Source organism: Sphingopyxis granuli NBRC 100800 (genome assembly GCF_001591045.1).
GTDB classification, from domain to species: Bacteria; Pseudomonadota; Alphaproteobacteria; order Sphingomonadales; family Sphingomonadaceae; genus Sphingopyxis; species Sphingopyxis granuli.
Genome location: NZ_BCUA01000016.1, coordinates 37,061 through 61,027, shown reverse-complemented (window position 1 = coordinate 61,027; position 23,967 = coordinate 37,061). Strand labels below are relative to the sequence as shown.

Below are 23,967 nucleotides of genomic sequence, written 5' to 3'. Positions count from 1 at the left end.
TTCCAACGCATGGCGTCAGGCTCTAAGCTCTGTCCTGTCTGTATTGAATCAAGCCCTTCCCCTTCAAGTGCGGGGGGATCGTGCAAGGGTTCGAGCCCCACCCCTCCCCTGAAGGGGAGAGGCTTACCATGTCGCCTCGACCCTGAAACAGGCTGGCGATTATCGCTTTCCGGCAAGGGGCTGTTCCCCGGCGAAAGCCGGGGTCCATGTGGGGCAGCGCCATGCCGTCTGGGCCTCGGCTTTCGCCGGGGATCAGGCCGTTATCTGCCTGAGAGGCCTGTAGGCCGCCATCGCCTGCCGTTTTCTTCGCCGCAGCGCCGGAGGAGAGCCGGGCCATGGATGCCGAAACGAGTTCAGCATGACGACATTCGGCAAAGGATCGGGTCAGCCCTTTTTGGCTGCGCTCTCCGGGGTGACCGCCTTGCGCGCCGCGGGCATGTCGACCGCGTCGGGATTGTCGTCGGCCGCGTTGGGGGCGGCATCGGCGTCGTCCGTCGCCGCCTCGTCGGGCTTGGCCGCTTCCTTCTTCGTCCCATCGTCGGGCACGCTGTTGTCGATCGCGGTGCCGTCGCCCGCGGCGTCGTCGAGGATGATCATCGAATCGCTGATCGTCCCCGGCTGCACCTCCACCGCGTCGAGCTTGGCGGTCGAGGAGCCGCCGCTGTCGCCGCCACCGCAGGCGGCCAGAGGAAGAAGCAGGAGCGAAGCGAGAAGCGAACGGTTCATGCGGGCTTCCTAATCGCTTGCCGGAAGCTTGTCGAGAAAGGCGGGCAGCGCCTGCCGCAAGGCGGCGTCGACGTCGTCCATACTCGCGTTGATGCCCAGCGCGGCGAGGCTCGTAACGGGAAATTCGGCGATGCCGCAGGGGACGATTCCGGAGAAATGCGACAGGTCGGGAGCGACGTTGAGCGCAAAGCCGTGCAGCGTCACCCAGCGCCGCACCCGGACGCCGATCGCGCCGATCTTCGCTTCGCGACCCTGCGCATCGTCGGTCCAGATGCCGATGCGCCCCTCGGCGCGCCGCGCCGCGACACCGAAAACCGCCAGCGCGTCGATCACCCAGCCCTCGAGCGCCGAGACATAGGCGCGCACGTCGCGCCCGCGCCGGGCGAGGTCCAACTGGACATAGCCGACGCGCTGTCCGGGGCCGTGATATGTGTAGCGGCCGCCGCGTCCCGCGACATGCACCGGAAAGCGCGCGTCGAGCAGCTCGGCGGGATCGGCGCTCGTCCCGGCGGTGTAGAGCGGCGGATGTTCGAGCAGCCAGATGCGTTCGGGCGCATCGCCGGCCTGGATGGCGGCGGCGCGCCCCTCCATGTCGGCGAGCGCCTCCGCATAATCGGCAAGACCGGGCGTGACGCGCCATTCGGGCAGGGCGGGGTCGGGCATGGTCGCTCCCTGCCTCGCGGTTCCCGACGACGCAAGCCCGCGCTGCGCGGCACTGCCGAGAATGCTGGACAGGAGAGGCCGGGCACGTCACTCTCCCCCCGAAAACGGAACCACCGAAAAGCGACGGGGTATCAATGACAAAATTCGACATGGGCGCGGCGTGGGACGATGCGGTCCAGCTGCTGCGCTCCCACAGCGGCCTGACCGGCACGATCGCGGCGGTCTTTCTCTTCCTTCCGGCGCTCGCGGTCGCCTGGTTCGGCCCGGTGCCGATCGAACCGCCGAGCGGCGCGACGGTCGATCAGATCATGGCGACCTTTCGCGAGAATATCCGGCAGATGGTGCCGGGCAGCCTTGTCGTGGCGCTGTTCACGATTGCCGGGACGCTGGCGATCCTGCGGCTGTGGCTGTCGCGCACCGGGACGAGCGTCGGCGAGGCGCTGAGCTTTGCGCTGACTTTGTTCCCGACGCTGGTGGTGGCGCATCTGCTGGCGGGCATCATGCTGGCGCTGGGCTTCATCCTGCTCATCGTGCCGGGACTCTATCTGGTCGGCCGGCTCGCCCTGATCGCGCCCGCGGTCGCCGACCGGCGAATCCGCAATCCCATGGCCGCGATCGGCGAAAGCTGGCGGCTGACCCAGGGCAATGCCTGGTCGATCTTCTTTTTCCTGTTCCTGGTCGCGCTGGTCTTCGGAATCGCATCGGTGATCCTCGGCAGCCTCGTCGGGCTCGTCGGCGGAACCGGCGCGGGGATCGGCCGGATCCTCAGCGGGCTTGTCGAGGCCGGGTTCGGCGCGGTTGCCAGCTTCGTTTCGATCGCGGTGTCGGCGGCGGCGTATCGCCAGCTCGCCGTGCGGCGGAGCGAACTGTTCGAATGATGGCAGGGGCCGGACAGCGGAAGCGCGGAAGCCGGTTCGGCAAGCAGGGGAGACGGACGATATGAACCGAATTAGCATAAGCGAGGCCTGGTCCTATGCGACCGGCTTTTTCAGCGGGCAGGCGGTCCATCACGCGATCGTGCTGATCGGCGTCGGCATCGCGGCGCCGCTGATCCTCCAGCTCCTGCTGGGCGGCGGCGCGACGATGTTCGATCCGGCGGCCATGGCCGAAAACAGCGCCGGCCTGGTCGCGGCGATGGGGGCGACGGGCGTCCTGCTCGGCATCGTCAACTATGTGCTCCAGACGGGCAGCTATTTCGCGTCGTGGCGGATCGGCCTGACCAATGGCGGCGAGCCGGTCGGCGCGGCGCTCGGCTATGGCATGATCGCTTCGTTGCCGGTGCTGTTGCTGGCGGTCGTGGTGGTCCTGCTGCTCGGTATCATCGGTTTCCTGTTCTTCGGCAGCGCCCTGATGACGCTGGCGAGCGGGGGCGAGCCGAGCAGTTCGGCGCTGATGGGAATTGGCGTGGCATTCTTTCTGATCGCGCCGCTGTTCCTGCTGTTCCTCGTCTGGCTTGCGGCGCGCCTTTGCTGCACCGGTCCCTATATGGCCGACCAGCGCAGCTATAACGTGCTCGCCGCGCTCGGCGCTTCGTGGCGGATGACCGCCGCGTCGCAGTGGAAGATTTTCGCCTATTTCATCCTGCTCGGCGTCGCGCTGATCGTGATCTTCATGATCCTGGGGATGATCGTCGGCGTGTCGCTGCTGGCCGGCGGCGCGCCGGGCACCGGGTCGATGCTCGGCCTGATCATCGGCGCGATCCTGCTCAGCGTCCCGATGGCCTATCTGCAGGTCGGGGTGCCAGCGGGCCTCTATCGCGCGCTGGGCGGGACCAACAGGAGCGACGTGTTCGCCTGATTGGCGATGCGAGGGAAGGCGGTCCGGCCGTGGCGCCGCCTTCCGTCCGTCAGCTCCATTTGGCGACCGGCGGCAGGCTCATCAGGATCGCGTCGATATTGCCCCCGGTACGCAGTCCGAACAGCGTGCCGCGGTCGTAGACGAGGTTGAACTCGGCATAGCGGCCGCGCCAGACGAGTTGTGCTTCGCGGTCCGCGTCGGTGAACGGCTGGTTCATCCGCCGCCGCACGATCTGCGGGAAGATGTCGAGGAACGCTTCGCCGACCGCGCGGGTGAATTCGAAGTTGCGGTCGAATTCGGCGTCGTCGCCGCATTCGAGATGGTCGTAGAAGATGCCGCCGACGCCGCGATGGACGCCGCGGTGCGGGATGAAGAAATAGTCGTCGGCCCATTTGGCGTAGCGCTGATAGACATCGGGCCCGAAGGGCGCGCAGGCCGCGCGCAGCCGCGCGTGAAAGGCGTCGGTATCCTCGGCATAGGGAATTGGCGGGTTGAGGTCGGCGCCGCCGCCGAACCAGCGCTTCTGGGTGACGAGGAAGCGCGTGTTCATATGGACCGCCGGAACATGCGGATTCGCCATGTGCGCGACGAGGCTGATGCCGGTGGCGAAGAAGCTGGGGTCGTCGCCCGCGCCGTGGATCGACTGGGCGAAATCGGGCGCGAAACGGCCGCCGACGGTCGAGACGTTGACCCCGACCTTCTCGAACACCTGCCCCGTCATCACCCCGCGCACCCCGCCGCCGCCTTCGCCGGGAGCGAGTCCCTCGGCCTCGCGGTCCCAGGGCGTGTAAGCGAAGCGGGCGTCGCTGCCGGCTTCGGCCTCGATCGCCTCGAACGCGGCGCAGATCCGGTCGCGCAGCGACTCGAACCAGTCGCGTGCCGCCTGTTGCTGGGGATCGAGCGTGATCATGCGGGAAAGCCTTTCGTCTGCCTGAGCGCTTCGGCGAGCGCGATGCCAGCCGCCACTGCGACATTCAAGGACCGAAAGCCCGGACGCATCGGAATCGCGACCCGCGCCGCCGCGGCATCATGGACATGGGGCGGCGCGCCTGCGGATTCGCTGCCGAGCAGCAGCGTGTCGTCGGGGTGGAAATCGAAGGCGGGAAGGGGAGTCGCTCCGGCCGTCGTCAGCAGCACCAGCCGCTTCCCTTCCGCTGCGCTCCACGACCGGAACGCGGCCCAGTCGGCGTGGCGCCGGCTGTTGGCGCGCGTGGCGTAATCCATGCCGGCGCGTTTCAGCGCCGCATCCGAAAAGGGAAAGCCGCACGGCTCGATGATGTGGACCGCGACGCCCAGGCAGGCGGCGGTGCGCAGCGTCGTGCCGACGTTGCCCGCGATCTCGGGCTGGAACAGCGCCAGGTCCATGTCGCCGCCATAGCGCCGGCCCGGCAGCGAATCGAGAGGCGAGGGGCCAAGCCCGCCGCATTGGCGGAAAAGGGGAAATTGCCTGTTGGCAAGGCGGGTATGTGCGGCTATCAGGCCGGCAATTCCCGGAGGGGCCGCCGGGGCTGCGTCGTTTCGCGCGCATGCATCAGGGGCGGGTCATTCCTTTTCCGGGAACTTTGTCAGTTCACCCATGCAAGGGCAGTCGAATGGCCAGTGAAACCGAAACCTCCGCCGGCATCGAAGATGGCGTGCGGCGCCGGGACTTCATCAATATCGCGGCAGTGAGTTTTGCCGGAGTCGGGTCCGTCGCGGTGGTTCTTCCCCTGGTCAATCAGATGAATCCGTCCGCCGACGTGCTCGCGCTGTCGTCGACCGAAATCGACATTTCGGCGATCCAGCCGGGGCAGTCGATCAAGACGAGCTGGCGCAAGCAGCCGGTGTTCGTCCGCAACCTCGTCCCCGCCGAGATCGCCGAGGCGAACAAGGTGCCGCTCAGCGAACTGCGCGACCCCGAAACGCTGGCGGAGCGGACCAAGGTGGGCAAGGAGAACTGGCTGATCACGCTCGGTGTCTGCACGCACCTCGGCTGCGTTCCGCTGGGCGCCGCCGAAGGCGAGCCGCGCGGCGATTTCGGCGGCTATTTCTGCCCGTGCCACGGATCGCACTACGACACCGCGGCGCGCATCCGCAAAGGTCCGGCGCCCAAGAATCTGGTCGTGCCGCCCTATGATTTCACCAGCGACACCGTCGTGACGATCGGCTGAGGAGCGAGATAAGATGAGCTTTCCCTGGGCCAACCAGTATCAGCCCCAGCACCCGCTGATGAAGTGGCTGGACGAGAAGCTGCCGATGCCGCGCCTCGTCTACAATGCCATCGGCGGTGGTTATCCGGTGCCGCGCAATCTCAACTATTTCTGGAACTTCGGCGTCCTCGCCGGCGCCGCGCTGGCGATCCAGATCATCACCGGCATCGTGCTGGCGATGCATTATGCCGCCAATGCTGGCGTCGCCTTCGACTCGGTCGAGCACATCATGCGCGACGTCAACGCGGGCTGGTTCATCCGCTACGCGCACATGAACGGCGCGAGCATGTTCTTCATCGTCGTCTATCTCCACATCTTCCGCGGCCTCTATTACGGGTCGTACAAGGCGCCGCGCGAGATGGTGTGGCTGCTCGGCGTCGTCATCTTCCTGCTGATGATGGCGACCGCCTTCATGGGTTACGTGCTCCCCTGGGGCCAGATGAGCTTCTGGGGCGCGCAGGTCATCACCGGCTTCTTCTCCGCCATTCCGGTGGTCGGCGAGCCGGTCCGCGTCTGGCTGCTCGGCGGCTTCGCACCCGACAACGCCGCGCTCAACCGCTTCTTCTCGCTGCACTATCTGCTGCCGTTCGTGATCGCGGGGGTCATCATCCTCCACATCTGGGCGCTGCATATCCCGGGTTCGTCGAACCCGACGGGGATCGAGGTGAAGGACGAACAGGACACGGTGCCCTTCCACCCCTATTACACCGCGAAGGACGGGTTCGGACTCGGCATCTTCCTGCTGGTGTTCGTCGCGCTGACCTTCTTCGTCCCGAACATGCTGGGTCACGCGGACAACTATATCCCCGCGAACCCGCTTTCGACGCCCGCGCATATCGTTCCCGAATGGTATTTCTGGCCCTTCTACGCGATCCTGCGCGCCTTCACCTTCAACTTCCTGTGGATCGACGCGAAGCTGTGGGGCGTCATCGCGATGTTCGCGGCGATCGCGCTGCTGTTCTTCCTGCCCTGGCTCGACAGTTCGCCCGTGAAGTCGTCGAACTATCGTCCGCTGTACCGGAAGTTCTTCTGGCTGCTCGTCCTCGACGTGTTCATCCTGGGCTGGTGCGGCATGAGCCCCGCCGAGCAGCCCTATGTGATCATGAGCCAGCTCGCGTCGATCTATTATTTCGCGCACTTCCTGATCATTCTGCCGATCGTTTCGCGGATCGAACGTCCCGAACCGATGCCGAATTCGATCACGGAAGCGGTCCTTGCAAAACATGCCGACGCCGCGTCGGCGGCAACGGCCTGAGCGCCGGACTTATATAGGAGCTGATACAGCCATGGTTCGTCCGCTCGGTTTTCTCGTCGGCCTGGGTTTCATTGCCGCGCTGGTGCTCGCGATACTCACGACGCCGCTCACCAATGAGCCCAATGCCTCGCACGAGTTCCATAAACATCCGAAGCATTTGAAGCTCGCCAGTGACGGCCTGGTGCCGCACTGGGACAAGGCGCAGCTTCAGCGCGGGATGCAGGTCTACAAGGAAGTCTGCTCGGCCTGTCACAGCCTTAACCTCGTCGCGTTCCGCAACATTCAGGACCTGGGCTATACCGAAGGCCAGGTGAAGAGCTTCGCCAAGAGCTATGACAATATCCCGTCGATCAACCCGGACACGGGCGAACCGGCGACGCGCACCGGCCTGCCGTCGGATCATTTCCCGGCGCCCTATGCCAACGAGGTCGCGGCGCGTGCGGCGAACAACAACGCGCTGCCCCCCGACCTGTCGCTGATCACCAAGGCGCGCGAAGGCGGCAAGGATTACATCTATTCGCTGCTGACCGGTTTCCAGAACCCGCCGGCGAACCTGCCCAAGGAACTGCGCCCCGGCACCGGGCTGCACTACAACCCCTATTTCGCCAACCTGAACCTCGCGATGGCGCCGCCGCTCGCGGACGGTCAGGTCACCTATGCCGACGGCACCAAGGCGACCGTCGACCAAATGGCGAGCGACGTGACGGCCTTTCTGGTCTGGACCGCCGAACCGAAGCTGGTGAAGCGCGTGCAGGTGGGTTGGGGCGCCTTCATCTTCCTGCTGATCTTCAGCACGCTGACCTATCTGTCCTATCGGAACATCTGGGCCGACAAGGAGCACTGATCGGTGACGGAAGGGCGGCCGCTTGCATGATCGCCCTTCCGCCCCGTCCCGATCTCGACCTCGCGGCGCTCGTCCGCACGATCCCCGACTTTCCGAAGCCGGGGATTTCCTTTCGGGATATCACGACGCTGATTGGCGACGCTGCCGGTTTCGCCGAAAGCGTCCGCCGGCTTTGCGACCGCGCGGCGATCCATCGCCCCGACCTGATCGTGGCGGTTGAGGCGCGCGGTTTCCTGTTCGGTGCGGCGATGGCGACCGCGATGGGGCTGGGGCTCGTTCCCGTGCGCAAGGCGGGCAAGCTGCCCGGCATGACGATCGGGGTCGATTACGAACTCGAATATGGCGTCGATCGGCTCGAACTGCACGAAGGCGCGGTGCTGCCGGGACATCGTGTCGTGCTGATCGACGATCTGCTGGCGACCGGCGGCACCATCCTCGCCACCGCACAGCTCATGCGCAGCGCCGGGGCCGAAGTCGCCGCCGCGCTGTTCGTGATCGACCTGCCCGACCTCGGCGGTTCGGCGCGGCTGGCGGCCGCCGGGCTGGCTTGCGAAACGCTGATCGCCTTCGACGGGGATTAGGGCATGATGACATCAGACGGACTCGTCATTGCGAGCGGCGAAGCCGCGCGGCAATCCAGAGCAGGCATAAAGCGCCCTGGATTGCTTTGCTCCGCTCGCAATGCCGACTTGGGTCAACCCAAAGTCATCAGAGTCTAGGTTCGGGATGGAGCCGAATCGGCTCTCCGCCCTTTGCGCATTGCTTGCGAACGATCCGGTCCGACTGGAGGCTCTGGCGGCCGTCGCCGCGCTGACGCTGCCCGACGGCTGGATCGGGGCGGGCTTCGTTCGCGACGCGGTCTGGGACCATCTGCACGGCCGCCTTCGATCGCCTCCCACCGGGGATGTCGACGTGATCTGGTTCTCGCGCACGCGGGCAGATCCGGCGATCGACCGCGACATCGAATGGCGCCTGTCCGCCGTTCTGCCGAAATTCGCATGGTCGGTGAAGAATCAGGCTCGAATGCATCATCGGAATGGCGACCGCGCCTATGAGTCGGCGGCAGATGCGATGATGCATTGGCCCGAGACGGCGACCGCCGTTGCCGCGCGGTTGCATGCCGGAACGGTGGAGATCAACGCCCCTTTCGGCCTGGACGATCTTTTCGCGCTACGCTTGCGGCCAACGCCGGCCTTCGTCGGCGAGAGGCGGGCGATCTTCGATGGGCGGGTGGCATCGAAGCAGTGGCTGAAGCGCTATCCGATGCTGACGATCCCGTCTCTTCCCGCTTCGCCGTAAGGAGTCGTCTCCCGGCAGAAGCCCGGGGTTCACGCTCGGCGGCGCTAGACCCTGACCGCCTTTGGATGAACCCTATCGTGTCCCCGTGCAGACGGGGACCCGGAGCCGTATGATGCCGACCTTGGCTTTGTCCGCTCCGGGCTCCCGCCTTCGCGGGTGCACTCGGTTTTGCATCTCGGGACGATCATGCCCCAGGTTCGTCTCTGGACTCCGGCTTTCCCAGAGGGACGAATTCCTGTCTGCCTGATCGGCATATAGGCCAAGCAAGTTCAGGAGATGCTTTGGAACGCGCATCATCCCGTGCCAGCGGCGTGGGATCAGGAGGGTCGCACCAAGGGCGCGATCCTCACTTTTTCGCCATTGCTCCGACTATCAGAAGGGCAGCCAGCTCTGCTTCTTGCGGAACTTCATATAGCCGACATTGGCGCCGAGCCGCGCCCCGACGCCGACACGGATCGGGATCAGCACGACGTCGCCGCGGCGTAGATAGGAGGCGTTGAAGCCGCCGAGCAGATAGGCGGCGCCTTCGCCCGCCGGATAGCGCTTGTAGAGATCTTCGCTGTCGAAGAGATTGTAGACGAGCACGAAGGTATTGCCGGCGTTGGCGCCCGCGTCGAAACCGATCGACGGCCCGGTCCAGTATGCGGGGCGTTCGCCCTCGACCTTGTGGTAGAGCGTCCCCGACCCATAGCGCAGCCCGATGCCGAGCGCGCCGCTGGCTTCGCGCCCGACGATATAGGCGTTGGGTTCGCCCTGCTTGCGCAAAATGTCCTCGATCATCGCGGCGAGTCCCTGCGCGCCCTTGCCGAACACGCCTTCGGCGGCGCCGATCAGGTCGTCCTGCTTGTAGGTCGTGCCGGGCTGGGCGCTGGTCGCCGCCGTCGCCGGATCGGTGGTTGCGGTCGTCGTGTCGGGCGTGGTGCCATATTGCTCGCTGCCCGTCGCGAGGTCGCTGTCGTAGGATTCGCTTCCCGGCGCCGTCGAGGGCGTATCGACGGGCGGGGGCGGGGCGGGATTGTCGAGGTCCGAATCGATCGCGGTGTTCGGATCGACCGAGGTCATCTGCGCGGCCGCCGGCAACGGCGCGAGCGCCATCCCGATCGACGCGAGGGCCATGGTCGCAAAGGTGGTGAGCGTCCGGCGCATTTCTTCCCCCAACAGCTGTCCGGCCCGCATCGACGGGCCGAAGGTCGCGTTAATCATGACTCGCTTTGGTCTTCGGGCAATGAACCGGCGATGACCCGAGTCGAATTTGCGTTGGACCGAATCGCGCGGGCCGTCAAATGCGCCGAACGAGCCGTGAAATGCCGAATCTTAGGCGTTGCGGGCTGGCACGGGGCTGGCTATAGGCCCCGCTCAGGCCAACACCGTCGCACTTGCGGCGGGCCATGCGGAGACGTGGGTGAGTGGCTGAAACCAACGGTTTGCTAAACCGTCGTACTGGTAAATCCGGTACCGAGGGTTCGAATCCCTCCGTCTCCGCCACCTTTTCCCATTTCGTCAACGCCGGCGTTCGAGCCACCAGTTCTGGCGCCAGCCATAGCTGCTGGCGATTGGCCGGCCCGCCGCGTCGGTGGCGGGGCGGAAGAGGAAACGTTCTTCGATCAGCCGGCAGGTGGTCGAATCGAGTGCGGGGTCGCCGCTCGACCGCGTGACGCGGCAGGCGGTGACGCGCCCGGTCGGCTGGATGGTGAAGCGGACCTCGACTTCTCCGCCAATCTTCGCGCGGCTGGCCGCCTTCGGATAGTCGCTGTCGCGGATCGTGCCGCTGCGCCAGACCGGCCGCGTCCCGCCGCCGGTGCCGTTCCCCGAGCCGCCGGCGCCGGTGCCGTCGCCGCGCCCTCCGGCGCCCGAGCCCGGTCCGGCGACCGGGGCGGCACCCGCCGACGCCTGGCTTCCCTCGCCGGGGCGCGGGGCGGCCGCGATCGGCGGAGGATTCGGCGGTGGAACCAGCGGTTTCGGGGCCGTGACCGCCGCCGCTTTCGTCTGTTTGTTGGCGGGAGACGCCTTGCCGCTGGCGCTGCGGGACGGGGTCGGCTGCGGGGTGGGGGCGACCTCCGGTTCCGGCCGGGGTGCAGGAATCGCTATGGCCGCGATCGTCTCGCTGGCGCGGCGCACGACCGCAAGATCGAGGCCGCTCGCGAGGCCGAGTCCGATCGCGGCCGCGACCAGCAGCGACGCCGTGCCGGCCGCGACCCGCTCGCCCTTCGATGCCTGCCCCGAATAGACCCCCGAATAGACCATCGTGCGCCGTTCCTTCCGCGCACCCGCGTGCGCCGTGACGACGTTCTAGAGAAACTCCTCTAGCGTGGACATGAACCGATCGAACTGGTCGTGATGCAGCCAGTGGCCGGCCTTTTCGAATTCGATCACCTTCGCGGTGCGGAAATGCTCGATCCGCCCGTCCTTCTCGGGATTCGAGGCCCAGCTGTCGGCGCCGTAGAGAAGCAGTGTGGGGCAGGCGATCGCCGCCCACAGCGACGCAATGTCGTCCTGCGGCATGTCGAAACCCGACCAGACGTTCAGATAATTGTCGAACTTCCAGCTCCAGCTGCCATCCTCGTTGCGGTTGATCCCCTGCACGGTCAGATGGCGCGCCTGTTCGGGCGTCAGATAGCTGTTCTCCGCCATCATCCGCGCGAGCGCGTCGTCGAGCGTGGCATAACGCTTTGGGATGCGCCCGGCGGCCTGGCGCTTGTCCTCGATCCATTGGCGGAAGCGGTCGACGACGGGTTTCGCGGCGCGTTCGGCGAGCATCTTGGGCGAGGGGCCGAGCCCCTCGATCGCCACCAGCTTGCGCACATTGTCGGGGTAGAGGCCGGTATAGCGCAGCGCGACATTGCCGCCCATCGAATGCGCGACGATCGTCACCGGCGCGAGGTCGAGCTGGTGGATGAGCTGCGCGAGATCGTAGACGAAGGCGTCCATGTCGTAATTGCCGTCGGGCGACCAGGCGCTGTCGCCATGGCCGCGCAGGTCGGGCGCGATGACATGATAACGGTCGCACAGCCTCTCCGCGACCCAATCCCAGCTTCGGCAATGATCGCGGCCGCCGTGGACGAGCAGCAGCGGCGGCGCGTCGTCATTTCCCCAGTCGACATAATGCAGCTTGAGCCGCTGCGAGATGAAGCTGTGCGATGTGGGGCCACTTGCCATCGGTTCGTCCTTGCTGTCTGGTCGCGTTTCAAAAGGCGACCGATTCCGATCCGTCAACCCGCTTTGCGGATCGGGGTGCGGTCGCCGCGCGAAAATCGAGCGAGGAGCAACACGGATGACGACGTTTCGGGACAATCTGCTGGCCGGCAAGACGGCGTTCGTGGCCGGCGGAACCAGCGGCATCAACCTCGGCATCGCAAAGCGCTTCGCCGAACTGGGGGCGAAGGTCGCGGTCGCCGGGCGCGATCCCGACAAGGCGGCGCGCGCGGCGGCCGAGATCGGCGCGGGCGCGCTCGGCCTGTCGGGCGATGTGCGCGATTATGATGCGATTCGCGGGGTGATGGAGACGGTCGCCGACAGGCTGGGGGCGATCGACATCGTCATTTCGGGCGCCGCGGGCAATTTCCTCGCCCCGGTGCTCGGCATGTCGGCCAACGCCTTTCGCACCGTCGTTGACATCGATCTCAACGGCACCTTCAACGTCTTCCGGGGGTGTCACGACCTGCTGAACAAGCCCGGCGCGTCGCTGATCGCGATCACGGCGGGGCAGGCGGTCAACGCGATGGCGCTTCAGGCGCATGCCTGCGCCGCGAAGGCCGGGATCAACCAGCTCGTCCGCACGCTCGCGCTCGAATGGGGCCCCGACGTACGGGTGAACGGCATTTCGCCCGGGCCGATCGCCGATACCGAAGGCATGAAGCGGCTGGCGCCCGACGCGGCGACCCGCGAGGCGCATTATGCGCGCATCGCGATGAAGCGGTGGGGCAAGGTCGAGGAAGTGGCCGAATCGGCGGTGTTCCTCTGCTCGCCGGCGGCAGCCTACATCACCGGAACGATCCTCGATTGCGACGGGGGCAGCCAGGTCGGCGATGCGTCGCGCATCGACCAGGCCCGGGGCCTGTAACGGGCGCGCCGATGCCATGTGGGGCACGGCCCGGTCGGTGACGATGGGAAGGGATGGTGGGCGTGGCAAGGATTGAACTTGCGACCCCTGCGATGTCAACACAGTGCTCTACCACTGAGCTACACGCCCACACGTTCTGGGGTGACGCGCCCCTTAATGGGCTTGGCGCAGGCTGGCAAGCCTTTCGCGCGCCCGGCGACGATTATTGTTGGTGCGACCGGTCGGCGCGCCCGAACAGCAGGTCCACCTCGAGCACCAGGTCCTTGAGGTGGAAGGGCTTCGACAGCAGCTTCGCCTGCGGGACATTCTCTTCCGCGCGCAGCGTGACGGCGGCGAAGCCGGTGATGAACATCACCTGCGTCTGCGGCGCCGCCTTCGCGCAGTGCTGCGCGAGTTCGATGCCGTCCATCTCCGGCATCACGATATCGGACAGCAGCAGGTCGAACGTCCCCGAATCGATATAGGGCACCGCTTCGGTGCCGCGGTCGACGGCGGTCACGTGATAGCCGGCGCTGGTCAGCGCACGCGCCAGATATTCGCGCATCACGTCATCGTCTTCGGCCAGCAAAATCCGGATCATGCTGTCAATTCGCCCCCTGGTCCTGCGGCGTCGCCCCATGGGACCCTGCCGTCGTCGCGAAGCCCGCCATAGTGGCAGAGGCTTAACAAATTCGGTGACGCTGGATTCGCCGGGCGAATTTTGCCACCTTGGCCGCATGCCGCAGCCTATCTTCCAGAGCGCCGCCATCGCTGTCAATCGACCTGCGGCCAGCGGACCCGTTCTGGTCTCGGTTCCCCATGCGGGACGCCTCTATCCGCCCGAGATACTGGCGGCGGCGCGCGTCGACCGCGCGATGCTCGAGCGGCTGGAGGATGGCTGGTGCGACCTGCTGGCGGCCGGGGTGACGGCGGCGGGCGGCACGGTCGTCCAGGCCCTGTGGGCGCGCGCGGTCGCAGACTGCAATCGCGGCGAAGGCCAGATGGCGCCGGGCGAGGTCGCGGTGACGCTGCGCCCGCAATTCTCGGCGCCCGGCCGCAAGGAGCGGGCGGGGCTGGGCGTCGTCCCGACGCGCCTCGCCGATTGCGGGCCGTTGTGGAAGCGCCCCATGGATGCGGCCGGCCTGCGCTGGCGACTCGATTCGCTGCACCGGCCCTATCATGCCGCGCTCGCGGCCGAGCTGGCTGCCCTGCGTGCGCGCTTCGGCCACGCGATCCTGATCGACCTTCACAGCATGCCGCCGATTCCGTCGGGTCAGCCGGGGCATGGCGCGCGGATCGTGGTCGGCGACCGTTTCGGCGCGACGGCCGATCCGGCGCTGGTCGATCTGGTCGTCGATGCGGCGGCGGGGCTTGGCGAGCCGGTAACGCGCAACCAGCCCTATGCCGGCGGTCATATCATCCGGACCCACGGCTGTCCCGCGGACGGCCGGCATGCGGTTCAGATCGAGATCGATCGGCGCCTGTATCTGGACGGGATGGGCAGACCCGACGCCGCGGGCGTGACGCGGCTCTCGCGCTGGCTGGCGGAACTGGTCGCCGCCGCGAACAGCCTGTTTTCAGGCGACGAAGGGCTGCCGCAAGCGGCCGAATAAAAAACCACCTCGTACCGAAGTACGAGGTGGCCAGGGTCCAGGGAGGACGCACCCGCGTCATGGGACGGGGCACTCGCCGCAGTGGAAAGGGGGCAACCACGACGGCGTACCGACAATCTAGGACGTTCCGCGCCGCGTTACAAGAAGCGGAAAGAAATAATGTTGCGAAAGAAAACTGGTCGGGGAGAGAGGATTCCCGCCGAGTTTAGAGATAAGTCTCTGTAAAAGCTAAATTCTTTCTGCGCCCTCGCCGAGGCATGCCACGGGGGTATCGCACAGGCGAGTCGCACGAGAAGATTTTTTCAAATGGGAGCCATTCCTTACACCTATCGTCGGCGCAGCGGAATTTATGCGCTCCGGCGAAAAATCCGCTTCTTGAGCGATAAACCTCATCCCATAACCTTATCGCTTTGGACGAAAGAATTGTCCGAGGCCCGCTTTCGGGCTGCCGCGGCTTGCGCAGCCCTCGATAGGGTTGTGGCTATGATCAGACACGATATCATCTTAAACGGCGGCGCGCGCTCCGCATCCGTGCTTGCCGAAATCGCTCGCAAGGCGACCGATGTGCAACTTGGATTGGCAATCCAGGAGCATTTGCACGGTCCAAATCCGGATGCCGAAGAAGCCGCGCGTGTGTTCGGGGACTATTATGTCCTTGCCGCGCGGCATAACGGCACCGCCGTTCTTGACGATGCGACGCGCGAAAGCCTGCGCGCACAGGGGCGGTCAGAGCGGCATATGCACAAGCTTGAATTGCTGGTGCGGCATAATGCCGGCACCAATGCATTGTCCGACGTGCAACTGTCGTTGCAGTGCGAGCAATTGGGGCTGTCCTTCAACAAGCGCTATGCCGATGATGACCGTCGCACCATGCTCACCGCCTGGGCCGACGCCCAGTTTCGGGCCGCGATATTCAATACGCCCCTTGTGCAGAGCCAGTCTTCGCCGATCGAGTTCCTGTTGAACGCTCCGCGTGACGAAATTGAAAGAGCGCGTTCGATGCCGCCGAAATCGGACCTGCAAGAGGCCGGTGAATCGCAACCGTCAGTCCAATCGGTCCGCGATACTGATCATGGCGCTCCAGCGCCTCAAAAGCCGACGCCATTGTTGAGCGAGGTGATCGACGAAGTCGTGGACGGAATTGTGAGTCAGGGCCATTGGAAAGACGGCCCAGGCAGCACAGCCGAAGATGCTTTGCGGTTGGTCAAACAATTTTGCTGGATTGTCGGCGACTTCCCCGTCGATGACTATGGCCAACGACACCTTGCCGCTTTTGATCGTGCAATGCAGGCGATGCCGAAGACGGTGCGCGTGCAGAAAATTTGGCACGAGCCTTATGAGGTGGCGAAGAAGAAGTTCCCGCCGCTGACAGCCGCAAACACGCGCAAGGCGGTTACGTTCAACAAGGATCTAGCCTACCTTTCGACGTTCGCCGCTCGCATGGTCACGGAAGGCCTGTGGGTCGAAGGCCAGATCAATCCGCTCAAATTTTCGCGGAAGGTAACTGTCCGTCAAAAGACGAAAGCAAAGTCGCCCTGGCAGCCGGCGCATATCGAGGAGATGTTGGCATCTCCGATATATGTAGGAAATGGGGGTGCAAAGCGTCGCCTCAAAGCCGGACGGTATATACACCAAGACGGCGCCTACTGGGTCTTCCTGATCGCGATCTACACCGCAGCGACACAAGGAGAAATCTGCGGGTTGCTGGCAAAAGACGTGGTTTACCGGGAAGGCGTTCTACCCCATCTGATTATCGAGGAAAATCACCTGCGGACTCTCAAGCGCGAGGCCCGCGAACGCGTGCTCCCAATCCATCCGCGCCTGATCTCGCTCGGATTTCTGGATTATGTCGATTGCCTCAAGGCTGAGGGGGCGATCGAGCTGTTCCCGGAATTCTGGATCAACGACGTCAAACGCGGCGGGGATCAATATCGTGCAACGGTGTGGGACAAAGTCATCGATAGGTTCCGGCGGCGCGGGCTGGCCATTCCGGTTGGCAACACAGGCAAAGAGGCCGATTTCCATTCGCTGCGCAGCATGGTGCTGTCGCTGCTTGACCGCGACTCGATCAATCAGAACATCGTCAAGGACATCGCGGGGCATTCCCGCGAGGGGGTCACGGCGCAAACCTACCAGGATCTCGAGGCGAGTGGCGGGCTCGACGAAGTGCTGGGGGAGCGGCTCAGCGCTCTCCTGCGCCTGCCTGACTTCGCGGCGGGTGTCGCGCGACAGACGCCCCGTCTTCTTCCCATCAAACTGAGGAGCCGATGATGAAAGTTTTCCATCCCAACTTGCCACCGATCGATTACGACGAAAACACCTTATATCGTGACGCCATTCACTATGGTCGCCAGCTGGTGCTGGACGATCTGGCACAGAACCCGGAACGGGAAATAAAGCATTATGCCCGGGCAGCAATCTGCCACGCCCATGCTTCCGCGTTCGGCAGCCAAGCGGCTAGACTGCTTTCTGCGCTAAGCGAAACGCCGACGGTAGCTGCGCTCGCGGCGTTACCTCGGTCGTTCTTTCTGGACCACAAGCGCAAGGTTACCGAGCGCTTCGATGCTTTGGGCTTCCAATCCTGCGTTCAGTTTGGCTGGATGCAGGGCATTGCGCTCGGCGTGGCGCAAGCCGCGGATGCCATCTTTCACGGCGATGACGACGGCCGCACGCATACCGCATTGTCGCTCGAAGCCTTTTTGTTGGGAGGTCGCCATGTCCTGCCTCCATTTGAGAGCGATAACGTAGAGGATATGCCCCTGTTGTCGCATCGTCGCGTGCGTCCCGAGCGAGCTGGTTCCAGTGAAACATCCTTTGTCAGGGCAGCAATGCCGTCCGCAAACCCTCACGACGAGCTCGAAATGCCGGCTGAAATCCGGGATCAGCCGCGCGGCGGAAACGCTGAGCCGGGCGAAGGACCCGGTGTCATCGCTGGCAAGACGTGCGGAGATCTCATCATCGAATGGCTGCAAAGCAAGGGACAGCTGAGCCGAGCCGAGCAATCGCGTCAGGGAACTTCGGCACGGCACCTCGTAACCGCATTGGGTCTGACCGATTTGCCGGCCGAGAGCCTCGCATCGCTTCGGCCAAGTTCGTTGTCGAAGTTCGCCAAATATATCGAGGCCTATCCGCTGACACACCGCGGCGAGCGCGCGAGAATTGCGCACATCAAGGCGTTTCTCCAATATGCGCGCAAGGTACCCATCGAGGTTCGGCAGCTCGATTGGGATAGTCTCGTCAAGGGAGGCACCCATGGCTAATCCTGAAGCGGGTGCGTCTGAATATTTTAATGTTCAATACCTGTTTTCTTCTGCGCAGCAGATGAAAACCTGTGGTGCGCGCAGCGCTGAACGGCGTGTCGCCCACATTGTGCGCGCAGAATGGGGAGATGTCCCATGCCAGTGAGCCGCTCCAAATATCGGGGCACACATCTGGAGAATGCTGCGCAATGGTTGCTCGAGATCGAGGAGATGGCCAGCGGCGGTTGGACAGAAGGTATCGGCGGTCCGCGCCGGACTAGTGGCTATCTTGTTGCGCAGAAGAAGGCGCCTGCTCGGGTCGGCGGCAAGTCATCGACAGCGCCCGCAAGATCGTCGCGAGCTCCCGCCAGCGTGCCGCGGATGGTTCGCGTGTCCGAGCCCCGTTGGGCGCCGAGACCGCAGAGCAACGTTCGTGCCCATCATTTCGAGCACAAGACGATCCTCGCCTCAAAAAAGGGCTCGGTCTCCGTCGCGGAAGCGCGCGGAGCCTACACCCTCGCTTTCAATGCCGCCGATGGCGTCATTGAAGCCAAGGTCCGCGCGACGATCGCCGCCGAATATATTGAGGGAACTACGAGTTCCGAGGCGGAACGCGTCGTTTATATCGCCGGCACCAACGGGGATACCAACGAGGAGCGGGTGCGCTTCTGGGCGCTCGCGAACGAGAACGCCCATTTTGTCGGCGAGCATAAGGTCCGCGTATCCGTGACCGGTGCCGAAGCGGCCTGGGCCAAGGCGGCCCATGATCCGTCGATGCCGACAGAACTGCGCGCGACGCTCGCCGATGCCCTCAAAAACCAAGGGTCAGCGGAGCGGGTGGTCAATGACGCCGGGATCATTGTGCGATGGCTGAAGGGCAACAGGCGCTTTCCGGCAGAATTGCGCGACCGGGTCGAATTGGAACGGCCAAAAAATGGCCGTGTGGGCTATTCCATCATCGGACAATTTCCGCACACCATGTCCGAGGCTGGCATGCGCAGCTGCCTTGATGACTTCGGCGAAGAATTTTCGCGGCGGAAGATTCCATGGCAGGCGGTGATCCACGAGCCGACAGCCAAGAATTCCGCAAAGAACTGGCATTTTCACCTGATCTATTATGCGGGTCCGGCCGAAAAGCTGGAAGGCGGTCGCTGGAGCTTCGAGCGGGAATGGCGGCGCAACAAATATCGGACCAACGAATGGGTGCCGCTCAAACGGCTGGGACGCAGCGAGGAAATCGCATCAGCAGATTGGGTGCCGAATCTGAAAGCCCGCTGGCGCGACATCGTAAATAGGCGATCGCAAGATGAGGGCCTGGAAATCTCCTTTACTAATGAGACGAACCGCGCCCGCGGGTTGCCGAAAGCCCAGACGCGCTACAGTCCCGGCCGGCAGGCGCTCCATAAGAAAGGCTATTTTACGGCCAGCGACGTCGAGCAAATATTGGACAGCTGGGCGGACTATAAGAAGCGCGCACGCCGGGCCGCTGCCGAGCGGGTCCGCAAATTGAGGGGCCGCTATGATCGACTGAGCCGTGATAAGCGACTCGAAACGCTTCCTCCTGCTCAAGTTGACTCCGTTCTCGACACGCTCGACGCATGCCAAGGGAGGCTGGAAGAAATCGAACGCCTGCTTCAGGTTGGTTCCGACGCGGCCGTCCTGCGGGAAATGTTGGTGAGCGGCCCCAACGCAGCGGAAGCCTATTATTCGGGGATCTTGACTGAGATTGAACGGAAAAAGCCGACGCCAGCTCGGTCTGACAAGGTTGCGTTCGCCAATGAAGTCTGCGCGGAAGCGGCCGAGTGCCTCCGCGACCTTCAACCCACAATGTCGAAGCTGTCCGCCATTCGGGCGGATAGCGAGGCGGAAATATCTGCCCTCGGGAAAATATTGTCGACTGAGCTCACAGGCGCCGAGCGAGAAGTCGAGACGCTGGTCGCGCGCACGGCTGCGCAATCCGCGCTTGCCGACGAGCGGCTGCGCCAAGATAGCATGACAGATCGCACACGCCCCGTGATGGCCGCTGCCAGAGCGGCGTTTCTATTTTCGCATCCGCAGATGTAGCCAGCGCGGCAGCACACAGACCCGCAATGTGCAGAGCATCAGGCCTGAACGGCCATTGGTAGGCCAGGTGGAAGCAAGGAAAAGCTGCCTGGCACACAGGCCAATGGAGTATGACTAATGAAATATCAGAACGGGACCGCCTCGCTCGAGGCGGCGCTTTCGCTGTGTGCGCAGCAACCGGATGTCCGTGTGCTACGCCGGGTCGGCCCTATCGACCGGCTGGTATCGGAGCGGGCAACGCGGGGGCGTGTGCGTCGGATCGGTATTGTCGACACCGAGGCGACATCGACGAATGCCAGAAGCGCCGAGCTGCTCGACATCGCTGTTGCGGTGCTGCTTGTCGACGCCGCGGGCGAACTCATCGGCGTCGAGAAAACGTTGCAATCACTTCGCGATCCTGGTGGCCCTATACCCGCCGAAGTCACCAAATTGACCGGTATAACCAATGAAATGGTGGCCGGCCGTATTCTGAACCAGGAAAAATGGGCGCGGCTCTTGAGCGGGTGCGATCTTCTGGTCGCCCATAATGCTTCCTACGATGTTCCCATCGTCGAGCGGTTTCTGCCAGAAATTGTGGGTCAAGCATGGGCCTGTTCGATGCGTCAGATCGGGTGGCTGGATCACGGCTTCGATGGAGCAAAACTCGGCCATCTTCTGATGCAGATCGGCCGCTTCAACAGCGGCCACCGTGCTGCCGCCGACGTGATCAGCCTCTGCCATCTCCTCGCGCACCGCGATGCGAACGGGCGAACACTGATGAGCGAGCTTCTGGAAAAGGCTGCGTGCGACACGGTTCGTATCGATGCGAAGGGCACGGACTTTGCGGTCAAGGACCGCCTGCGCGATCGCCGCTACCGCTGGGATCCGGCCGGAAAAGCCTGGTGGATCGCAGTGTGCGAAGATGAAGTGGACGAAGAACGCCGGTGGCTCGAATTCGAGATCGGATGTCGCAACCCCGTGATGACCGTCATGACCGCGCGCACGCGGTTTCGGTGAAAACGCAGCAGGAGAGCGGGAAGATTGAGCACCGCAATGGATCGGAAAAAAGCTCTGGCGCCTCGCCATCGTTGAAGGAAATTGTGAATGGACACCGAAGAATTTCTGCGCCGTCTCCACTGTTGGGCTGCGGCGCTCAAACGCCTTATGAGCCCTCCAGGCATTGAAAATGCCGAGAAATCGACCTGTTTCGCGTCTGGGGAAGAGTTGAACGAAGTGCAAATCGCCAGCTTGGCATTTTTTGCCGCCAAAGTGTCAAAGCCCTTGGTCTATCTGACCTGGGATCGCTCTTTCGGCTATCTGCCATTACGGACCGATGCCTTCCTGCCCAAGACGGGGGCGGTCGAATTGACGAGGGGACTGATCCCGTGGACTGCAGGGCAGGGGCGCCCTGTCATCCTGGTCGAAGCAGCTGGCGACAACGCCTATGCGATGAAGCCGAACGGGCGCCTGCGCAAATGCCTACGGCCGACTGACGATCTGGACGCCGGCATGTCCCTTGCGCTGGACCTTATTCGCGCTGCCGCAGCCGAAATCGATGGGGTCGTTCTACAGGCTCGTTCGGAAATGTCGAAAGCGGGGAAGGGGAGGTTTTAACGAGACCCCGTTCCGCTCAGCCACAAATCACAAGCATCGCCAAGGGCCGCTAAAGTGCGGCCCTTGGCGCATCTGGAGCATCTGACAATGACGAAATTTACCTTCTACGATACCGAAGCTACGTGGGATGAGACACTCCACGAGGCCTATCAATCGATTGATCCGCGCCAGCGATCGCATCGGATCGGTTCCAAGCGCATCATTGCGGCAGCCGCATTCGATGTCGAAATTTCGGCCGAGGGCCACATCGCGTGTGAGGCGATCAAGAGCTGGACCGAATATGACGTCGGCGACGAGCCAGCGATCGTGGGCGGCCTGTTCGATCACCTGCGCGCGCGGCCGGACAGGATCGCGGTCGGATTTGGCAGCGTCGCCGACGATCTGCCCATCCTTACGCTCGCGGCGATGGAAGCTGGTCTGATGCTTCCGTCCCAGTTTCTTCCGCCGCAGCCCGGCGCTTTTCGCAGCGGACAGCGAATGCACCTTGATCTCGGTCTCGCCTTGAAGGGCAGCGGCAAGACGTGGCACCATCTTTCCGAGGTCTGCCTGCGCATTGGCATCCCGGTTGATCTCCTCAAAGGGAAGATTACCGGGTCGGCTCCGGTGACGGCAGAGAGCTGGAGAAACTTGCGGGCTCATGTCGAGCTCGACACCGCGTTGCTGGCGATCGCCACCCTAGCTTGGCAGCGCACACAGGGCCAAGCCTGCCTTGACCCAACCATCGCGGCACTTGCCGTTTTGGACTGGCTGCGCCGCAATGGAAATTTGACCGAGGCCAAGCTGGCGATAATCGCGGACACCTGCCGCGCGCTCGAGCTGGATATTTTGCACACAGACAAGCTGGCGGCGTAAGAGAAATAGGGGGCGCGGCCGGTCGTCGGCTAAGCTCGCGACAACGGTTCGCGTCCCTTACGTTCCGCCAGTTTGTCCATGTCGGCGGGGTCCGGATACCAGGTTCGATGCTGAATTGAGGAAAGCAAGATGAGGATCGCTGCGGCGTTTTCTCGGTCGAGTTCGGTAATCGACTGTGGCGCCCACCCACCCCAAGCCCTCACATTATACCAGGCGAAGAGAAAATCCTCGCAGACCTTGGCGCCGCCGGTCCAGTCGTTGGCGAGGGAATAGACTCGGTCGTAGGCATTGCGAACGTTTTCGGGCATTTCCGAGTAGGGCATCTGATCATTCCTTGCTGTGGAGACCGCCCATTGCGGTCATGCAAGTCGTCATTTGCGCCGGTCGCTTGAAATTCGGACAGCCCTGCGGACATTTACCTCTGGGATATTCCGACCAACCTATGCCGTTTACGAAATTTTAACGGTTCTGGCTTAAGCGCAGCCAAATCTGCGGACACGTGGCAGGGCAAGCAGCCTAAGCCGGTGAATTTTATTGTGACCCGCGCCAACTCTCGGACCTGCACGTTGTGCCGGCCCGATCGGCGTCCGAGGTCACGAATGCACGTTCGCGATTTTTACCTCACCACGGTTAGTGGCCTCGCGCGTCAGCGAGGTATTCGCCGTGCGCAAAGCAAATCCCAGTTCAAAAAATTCATCGAATTGCCGTTCTGAATGTCCGAATTCCGTCATTGCGGCGCAACCAGATATGGGGCGCCCATCCGCGACGACCGGCGATCAGCGGCGGCGAACCGAAATTGAGCAGTGCTATCGCGATCCACGCCTGCGCCGCGTTGTGAAGCGCCTTGCCGCCCGGAGGTGCGCAGACGCTGACGACGCCTTTCACGCAGCGATCGTTCGGGTTCTGAAATACGGCAGCGGGGGGCAGAATCCTGCCGATCGGTTGATGGCATGCGTGTCCAGTATCACATCGACTGCGGCAAGGTCGCAGGCGCGTGCTGCGGCCAACGGCTTCGCCGGCTTTACCGATCCGGACGATCAGTGTGACCATCTTTGGGGGCGCGCATTTCTTCCTCCGGACGAGGAGATGGAACGCAGGCTACGCCAGCAGGCCGTTGCATACATCCTTGCTGAAGCTGCCGACGGTGATCCCGTTCAGGCCACGCTGCTTGATGCTGCACTCGACGGACTACGCGGAGCAGAGTTGATGCGCTTGCTTGGCCTTTCAGAGCGCGAGCTCGCCACTCGTCGGCGGCGACTTAAACGCACGATTCTGTCGCTTTGCCGACCCTTCATCTTCAACGGCCAGCTTGATTTCAGCGCGACGTCATTAACGTGAAAGGCAGCATTATGAAAATTTCTGAAGTTTCTGTTAGATTCCTCAGCGTTAGAGGTGTGGATTTAAATAAGTTCGTCGAGAGCTTGGCATTTATCAACGCTCAAGAAATGAATTCCAGCATATCGATATACGACAATGTTGGAACGCTTGAGGCTGAATTTACGTCAGAGAATGGATGCATTTATATCAATATAGAGCGAGCAGATTTCTCCTATTATGATAACATGCTTGGAGATTCCATTTTCTGGTTGCCAAATGTTTCCATTCCGGAGGTGGCATGCTCTGATATTGCCGGAGCAGGAAAAGCGTTGAACGATCTGATTGAATTTGGCGAGAAAAATGACTTTCTTAAAGGTTGCGGCACCATCCTCGAGGTGGAGAATGATTACATTGGATTAATCGTGACACTGTTGCCAAACTGGATTGAAATTGCGTGATAAATCTCGATCTAATTCT

Annotated in this window: 27 protein-coding genes and 2 tRNA genes; 19 read left to right on the top strand and 10 right to left on the bottom strand. The window is 63.4% G+C overall.

Annotation, left to right across the window (positions count from 1 at the left end; translation table 11 throughout):
• Positions 1-384 precede the first annotated feature (384 nt).
• On the bottom strand, positions 385-726 hold the full coding sequence (locus SGR02S_RS06180) for a hypothetical protein (RefSeq protein WP_067106763.1): 342 nt from the start codon (positions 724-726) through the stop codon (positions 385-387).
• Between the two features lie 9 nt (positions 727-735).
• A complete protein-coding gene (gene lipB / locus SGR02S_RS06175) occupies positions 736-1,389 on the bottom strand; it encodes a lipoyl(octanoyl) transferase LipB (RefSeq protein WP_067106760.1) in 654 nt (217 codons plus the stop codon).
• Positions 1,390-1,523: 134 nt separating this feature from the next.
• Here lipB and SGR02S_RS06170 point away from each other — a divergent pair, with 134 nt between their 5' ends.
• Both SGR02S_RS06170 and SGR02S_RS06165 read left to right on the top strand, forming a co-directional pair.
• The gene (locus SGR02S_RS06170; RefSeq protein ID WP_067106757.1) at positions 1,524-2,267 is read left to right on the top strand and encodes a glycerophosphoryl diester phosphodiesterase membrane domain-containing protein; all 744 of its coding nucleotides are present in this window, start codon (positions 1,524-1,526) and stop codon (positions 2,265-2,267) included.
• Positions 2,268-2,328: 61 nt separating this feature from the next.
• The gene (locus SGR02S_RS06165; protein WP_067106754.1) at positions 2,329-3,186 is read left to right on the top strand and encodes a hypothetical protein; all 858 of its coding nucleotides are present in this window, start codon (positions 2,329-2,331) and stop codon (positions 3,184-3,186) included.
• A gap of 49 nt (positions 3,187-3,235) precedes the next feature.
• On the opposite strand, the gene hemF is transcribed toward SGR02S_RS06165, so the two are convergent.
• Together hemF and SGR02S_RS06155 are read right to left on the bottom strand one after the other, a co-directional pair.
• Positions 3,236-4,096 carry an oxygen-dependent coproporphyrinogen oxidase gene (gene hemF / locus SGR02S_RS06160; protein WP_067106751.1) on the bottom strand — a complete coding sequence of 287 codons (861 nt, stop codon included), beginning with the start codon at positions 4,094-4,096 and terminating at the stop codon, positions 3,236-3,238.
• A complete protein-coding gene (locus tag SGR02S_RS06155) occupies positions 4,093-4,551 on the bottom strand; it encodes a tRNA (cytidine(34)-2'-O)-methyltransferase (protein ID WP_067106749.1) in 459 nt (152 codons plus the stop codon). Before SGR02S_RS06155 ends, hemF begins: the two co-directional genes overlap by 4 nt.
• A gap of 227 nt (positions 4,552-4,778) precedes the next feature.
• On the opposite strand from SGR02S_RS06155, the gene petA reads away from it, so the two are divergent.
• The 5 genes from petA (at position 4,779) to SGR02S_RS06130 (ending at position 8,773) form a co-directional block, all read left to right on the top strand.
• Positions 4,779-5,336: a ubiquinol-cytochrome c reductase iron-sulfur subunit gene (gene petA, locus SGR02S_RS06150; protein ID WP_067106747.1), complete on the top strand. Its 558-nt coding sequence runs from the start codon at positions 4,779-4,781 to the stop codon at positions 5,334-5,336.
• A gap of 13 nt (positions 5,337-5,349) precedes the next feature.
• Positions 5,350-6,630: a cytochrome b gene (locus SGR02S_RS06145; RefSeq protein ID WP_067106745.1), complete on the top strand. Its 1,281-nt coding sequence runs from the start codon at positions 5,350-5,352 to the stop codon at positions 6,628-6,630.
• 31 nt (positions 6,631-6,661) lie between these two features.
• Positions 6,662-7,474 (top strand): cytochrome c1, encoded by an 813-nt coding sequence (locus SGR02S_RS06140; RefSeq protein ID WP_067106743.1) that lies wholly within the window; start codon positions 6,662-6,664, stop codon positions 7,472-7,474.
• 26 nt (positions 7,475-7,500) lie between these two features.
• On the top strand, positions 7,501-8,055 hold the full coding sequence (locus tag SGR02S_RS06135) for an adenine phosphoribosyltransferase (RefSeq protein WP_067106741.1): 555 nt from the start codon (positions 7,501-7,503) through the stop codon (positions 8,053-8,055).
• Positions 8,056-8,200: 145 nt separating this feature from the next.
• Positions 8,201-8,773 carry a nucleotidyltransferase family protein gene (locus SGR02S_RS06130; RefSeq protein WP_067106739.1) on the top strand — a complete coding sequence of 191 codons (573 nt, stop codon included), beginning with the start codon at positions 8,201-8,203 and terminating at the stop codon, positions 8,771-8,773.
• A gap of 372 nt (positions 8,774-9,145) precedes the next feature.
• Here SGR02S_RS06130 and SGR02S_RS06125 read toward each other — a convergent pair whose 3' ends face one another.
• Positions 9,146-9,919 (bottom strand): DUF1134 domain-containing protein, encoded by a 774-nt coding sequence (locus tag SGR02S_RS06125; RefSeq protein ID WP_082796983.1) that lies wholly within the window; start codon positions 9,917-9,919, stop codon positions 9,146-9,148.
• 246 nt (positions 9,920-10,165) lie between these two features.
• Here SGR02S_RS06125 and SGR02S_RS06120 point away from each other — a divergent pair.
• Positions 10,166-10,258: transfer RNA gene (locus SGR02S_RS06120), tRNA-Ser, on the top strand.
• 15 nt (positions 10,259-10,273) lie between these two features.
• On the opposite strand, the gene SGR02S_RS06115 is transcribed toward SGR02S_RS06120, so the two are convergent.
• Both SGR02S_RS06115 and SGR02S_RS06110 read right to left on the bottom strand, forming a co-directional pair.
• Positions 10,274-11,017, bottom strand: coding sequence for an energy transducer TonB (locus SGR02S_RS06115; RefSeq protein WP_067106737.1), 744 nt, complete (start codon positions 11,015-11,017; stop codon positions 10,274-10,276).
• Positions 11,018-11,062: 45 nt separating this feature from the next.
• On the bottom strand, positions 11,063-11,929 hold the full coding sequence (locus SGR02S_RS06110; RefSeq protein ID WP_067106735.1) for an alpha/beta fold hydrolase: 867 nt from the start codon (positions 11,927-11,929) through the stop codon (positions 11,063-11,065).
• Between the two features lie 115 nt (positions 11,930-12,044).
• Between SGR02S_RS06110 and SGR02S_RS06105 the strand changes: the two genes are divergently transcribed.
• Positions 12,045-12,833, top strand: coding sequence for an SDR family oxidoreductase (locus SGR02S_RS06105; protein WP_067106732.1), 789 nt, complete (start codon positions 12,045-12,047; stop codon positions 12,831-12,833).
• Between the two features lie 54 nt (positions 12,834-12,887).
• Here SGR02S_RS06105 and SGR02S_RS06100 read toward each other — a convergent pair.
• A tRNA-Val gene (locus SGR02S_RS06100) sits at positions 12,888-12,962 on the bottom strand.
• A 73-nt stretch (positions 12,963-13,035) separates the two neighbouring features.
• The gene (cpdR, locus tag SGR02S_RS06095; RefSeq protein WP_067106729.1) at positions 13,036-13,413 is read right to left on the bottom strand and encodes a cell cycle two-component system response regulator CpdR; all 378 of its coding nucleotides are present in this window, start codon (positions 13,411-13,413) and stop codon (positions 13,036-13,038) included.
• Positions 13,414-13,549: 136 nt separating this feature from the next.
• Here cpdR and SGR02S_RS06090 point away from each other — a divergent pair, with 136 nt between their 5' ends.
• The 8 genes from SGR02S_RS06090 (at position 13,550) to SGR02S_RS06060 (ending at position 22,173) form a co-directional block, all read left to right on the top strand.
• Entirely contained in the window at positions 13,550-14,425 is an 876-nt protein-coding gene (locus SGR02S_RS06090; RefSeq protein WP_067106726.1) for an N-formylglutamate amidohydrolase, read from the top strand.
• Positions 14,426-14,731: 306 nt separating this feature from the next.
• Positions 14,732-16,696 carry a site-specific integrase gene (locus SGR02S_RS06085; RefSeq protein ID WP_156482991.1) on the top strand — a complete coding sequence of 655 codons (1,965 nt, stop codon included), beginning with the start codon at positions 14,732-14,734 and terminating at the stop codon, positions 16,694-16,696.
• Positions 16,696-17,685, top strand: coding sequence for a hypothetical protein (locus SGR02S_RS20000; RefSeq protein WP_169799647.1), 990 nt, complete (start codon positions 16,696-16,698; stop codon positions 17,683-17,685). The genes SGR02S_RS06085 and SGR02S_RS20000 overlap by 1 nt, the downstream gene beginning before the upstream one ends.
• Positions 17,678-17,830, top strand: coding sequence for a hypothetical protein (locus tag SGR02S_RS19995; RefSeq protein ID WP_156482989.1), 153 nt, complete (start codon positions 17,678-17,680; stop codon positions 17,828-17,830). Before SGR02S_RS20000 ends, SGR02S_RS19995 begins: the two co-directional genes overlap by 8 nt.
• The gene (locus tag SGR02S_RS06075) at positions 17,821-19,728 is read left to right on the top strand and encodes a hypothetical protein (RefSeq protein ID WP_156482988.1); all 1,908 of its coding nucleotides are present in this window, start codon (positions 17,821-17,823) and stop codon (positions 19,726-19,728) included. Before SGR02S_RS19995 ends, SGR02S_RS06075 begins: the two co-directional genes overlap by 10 nt.
• 117 nt (positions 19,729-19,845) lie before the next feature.
• The gene (locus SGR02S_RS06070) at positions 19,846-20,724 is read left to right on the top strand and encodes a 3'-5' exonuclease (RefSeq protein WP_067106718.1); all 879 of its coding nucleotides are present in this window, start codon (positions 19,846-19,848) and stop codon (positions 20,722-20,724) included.
• An 87-nt stretch (positions 20,725-20,811) separates the two neighbouring features.
• Entirely contained in the window at positions 20,812-21,321 is a 510-nt protein-coding gene (locus SGR02S_RS06065; protein ID WP_067106716.1) for a hypothetical protein, read from the top strand.
• A gap of 87 nt (positions 21,322-21,408) precedes the next feature.
• Positions 21,409-22,173 carry a hypothetical protein gene (locus SGR02S_RS06060; protein ID WP_067106714.1) on the top strand — a complete coding sequence of 255 codons (765 nt, stop codon included), beginning with the start codon at positions 21,409-21,411 and terminating at the stop codon, positions 22,171-22,173.
• Between the two features lie 29 nt (positions 22,174-22,202).
• Here the strand turns inward: SGR02S_RS06060 and SGR02S_RS06055 are convergent, their stop codons facing one another.
• Positions 22,203-22,496: a DUF7673 family protein gene (locus tag SGR02S_RS06055; protein WP_067106712.1), complete on the bottom strand. Its 294-nt coding sequence runs from the start codon at positions 22,494-22,496 to the stop codon at positions 22,203-22,205.
• Between the two features lie 340 nt (positions 22,497-22,836).
• Here SGR02S_RS06055 and SGR02S_RS06050 point away from each other — a divergent pair, with 340 nt between their 5' ends.
• Both SGR02S_RS06050 and SGR02S_RS19990 read left to right on the top strand, forming a co-directional pair.
• Entirely contained in the window at positions 22,837-23,511 is a 675-nt protein-coding gene (locus tag SGR02S_RS06050; RefSeq protein ID WP_156482987.1) for a hypothetical protein, read from the top strand.
• Between the two features lie 11 nt (positions 23,512-23,522).
• Positions 23,523-23,948, top strand: coding sequence for a hypothetical protein (locus SGR02S_RS19990; protein ID WP_156482986.1), 426 nt, complete (start codon positions 23,523-23,525; stop codon positions 23,946-23,948).
• Positions 23,949-23,967: the final 19 nt, after the last annotated feature.

Bases quoted from the DNA above. Each gene is read 5' to 3' on its own strand.
- SGR02S_RS06180 (WP_067106763.1), bottom strand. From the start codon at position 726: ATGAACCGTTCGCTTCTCGCTTCGCTCCTGCTTCTTCCTCTGGCCGCC.
- lipB (WP_067106760.1), bottom strand. From the start codon at position 1,389: ATGCCCGACCCCGCCCTGCCCGAATGGCGCGTCACGCCCGGTCTTGCC.
- SGR02S_RS06170 (WP_067106757.1), top strand. From the start codon at position 1,524: ATGACAAAATTCGACATGGGCGCGGCGTGGGACGATGCGGTCCAGCTG.
- SGR02S_RS06165 (WP_067106754.1), top strand. From the start codon at position 2,329: ATGAACCGAATTAGCATAAGCGAGGCCTGGTCCTATGCGACCGGCTTT.
- hemF (WP_067106751.1), bottom strand. From the start codon at position 4,096: ATGATCACGCTCGATCCCCAGCAACAGGCGGCACGCGACTGGTTCGAG.
- SGR02S_RS06155 (WP_067106749.1), bottom strand. From the start codon at position 4,551: ATGGACCTGGCGCTGTTCCAGCCCGAGATCGCGGGCAACGTCGGCACG.
- petA (WP_067106747.1), top strand. From the start codon at position 4,779: ATGGCCAGTGAAACCGAAACCTCCGCCGGCATCGAAGATGGCGTGCGG.
- SGR02S_RS06145 (WP_067106745.1), top strand. From the start codon at position 5,350: ATGAGCTTTCCCTGGGCCAACCAGTATCAGCCCCAGCACCCGCTGATG.
- SGR02S_RS06140 (WP_067106743.1), top strand. From the start codon at position 6,662: ATGGTTCGTCCGCTCGGTTTTCTCGTCGGCCTGGGTTTCATTGCCGCG.
- SGR02S_RS06135 (WP_067106741.1), top strand. From the start codon at position 7,501: ATGATCGCCCTTCCGCCCCGTCCCGATCTCGACCTCGCGGCGCTCGTC.
- SGR02S_RS06130 (WP_067106739.1), top strand. From the start codon at position 8,201: ATGGAGCCGAATCGGCTCTCCGCCCTTTGCGCATTGCTTGCGAACGAT.
- SGR02S_RS06125 (WP_082796983.1), bottom strand. From the start codon at position 9,919: ATGCGCCGGACGCTCACCACCTTTGCGACCATGGCCCTCGCGTCGATC.
- SGR02S_RS06115 (WP_067106737.1), bottom strand. From the start codon at position 11,017: ATGGTCTATTCGGGGGTCTATTCGGGGCAGGCATCGAAGGGCGAGCGG.
- SGR02S_RS06110 (WP_067106735.1), bottom strand. From the start codon at position 11,929: ATGGCAAGTGGCCCCACATCGCACAGCTTCATCTCGCAGCGGCTCAAG.
- SGR02S_RS06105 (WP_067106732.1), top strand. From the start codon at position 12,045: ATGACGACGTTTCGGGACAATCTGCTGGCCGGCAAGACGGCGTTCGTG.
- cpdR (WP_067106729.1), bottom strand. From the start codon at position 13,413: ATGATCCGGATTTTGCTGGCCGAAGACGATGACGTGATGCGCGAATAT.
- SGR02S_RS06090 (WP_067106726.1), top strand. From the start codon at position 13,550: ATGCCGCAGCCTATCTTCCAGAGCGCCGCCATCGCTGTCAATCGACCT.
- SGR02S_RS06085 (WP_156482991.1), top strand. From the start codon at position 14,732: ATGGGAGCCATTCCTTACACCTATCGTCGGCGCAGCGGAATTTATGCG.
- SGR02S_RS20000 (WP_169799647.1), top strand. From the start codon at position 16,696: ATGAAAGTTTTCCATCCCAACTTGCCACCGATCGATTACGACGAAAAC.
- SGR02S_RS19995 (WP_156482989.1), top strand. From the start codon at position 17,678: ATGGCTAATCCTGAAGCGGGTGCGTCTGAATATTTTAATGTTCAATAC.
- SGR02S_RS06075 (WP_156482988.1), top strand. From the start codon at position 17,821: ATGCCAGTGAGCCGCTCCAAATATCGGGGCACACATCTGGAGAATGCT.
- SGR02S_RS06070 (WP_067106718.1), top strand. From the start codon at position 19,846: ATGAAATATCAGAACGGGACCGCCTCGCTCGAGGCGGCGCTTTCGCTG.
- SGR02S_RS06065 (WP_067106716.1), top strand. From the start codon at position 20,812: ATGGACACCGAAGAATTTCTGCGCCGTCTCCACTGTTGGGCTGCGGCG.
- SGR02S_RS06060 (WP_067106714.1), top strand. From the start codon at position 21,409: ATGACGAAATTTACCTTCTACGATACCGAAGCTACGTGGGATGAGACA.
- SGR02S_RS06055 (WP_067106712.1), bottom strand. From the start codon at position 22,496: ATGCCCTACTCGGAAATGCCCGAAAACGTTCGCAATGCCTACGACCGA.
- SGR02S_RS19990 (WP_156482986.1), top strand. From the start codon at position 23,523: ATGAAAATTTCTGAAGTTTCTGTTAGATTCCTCAGCGTTAGAGGTGTG.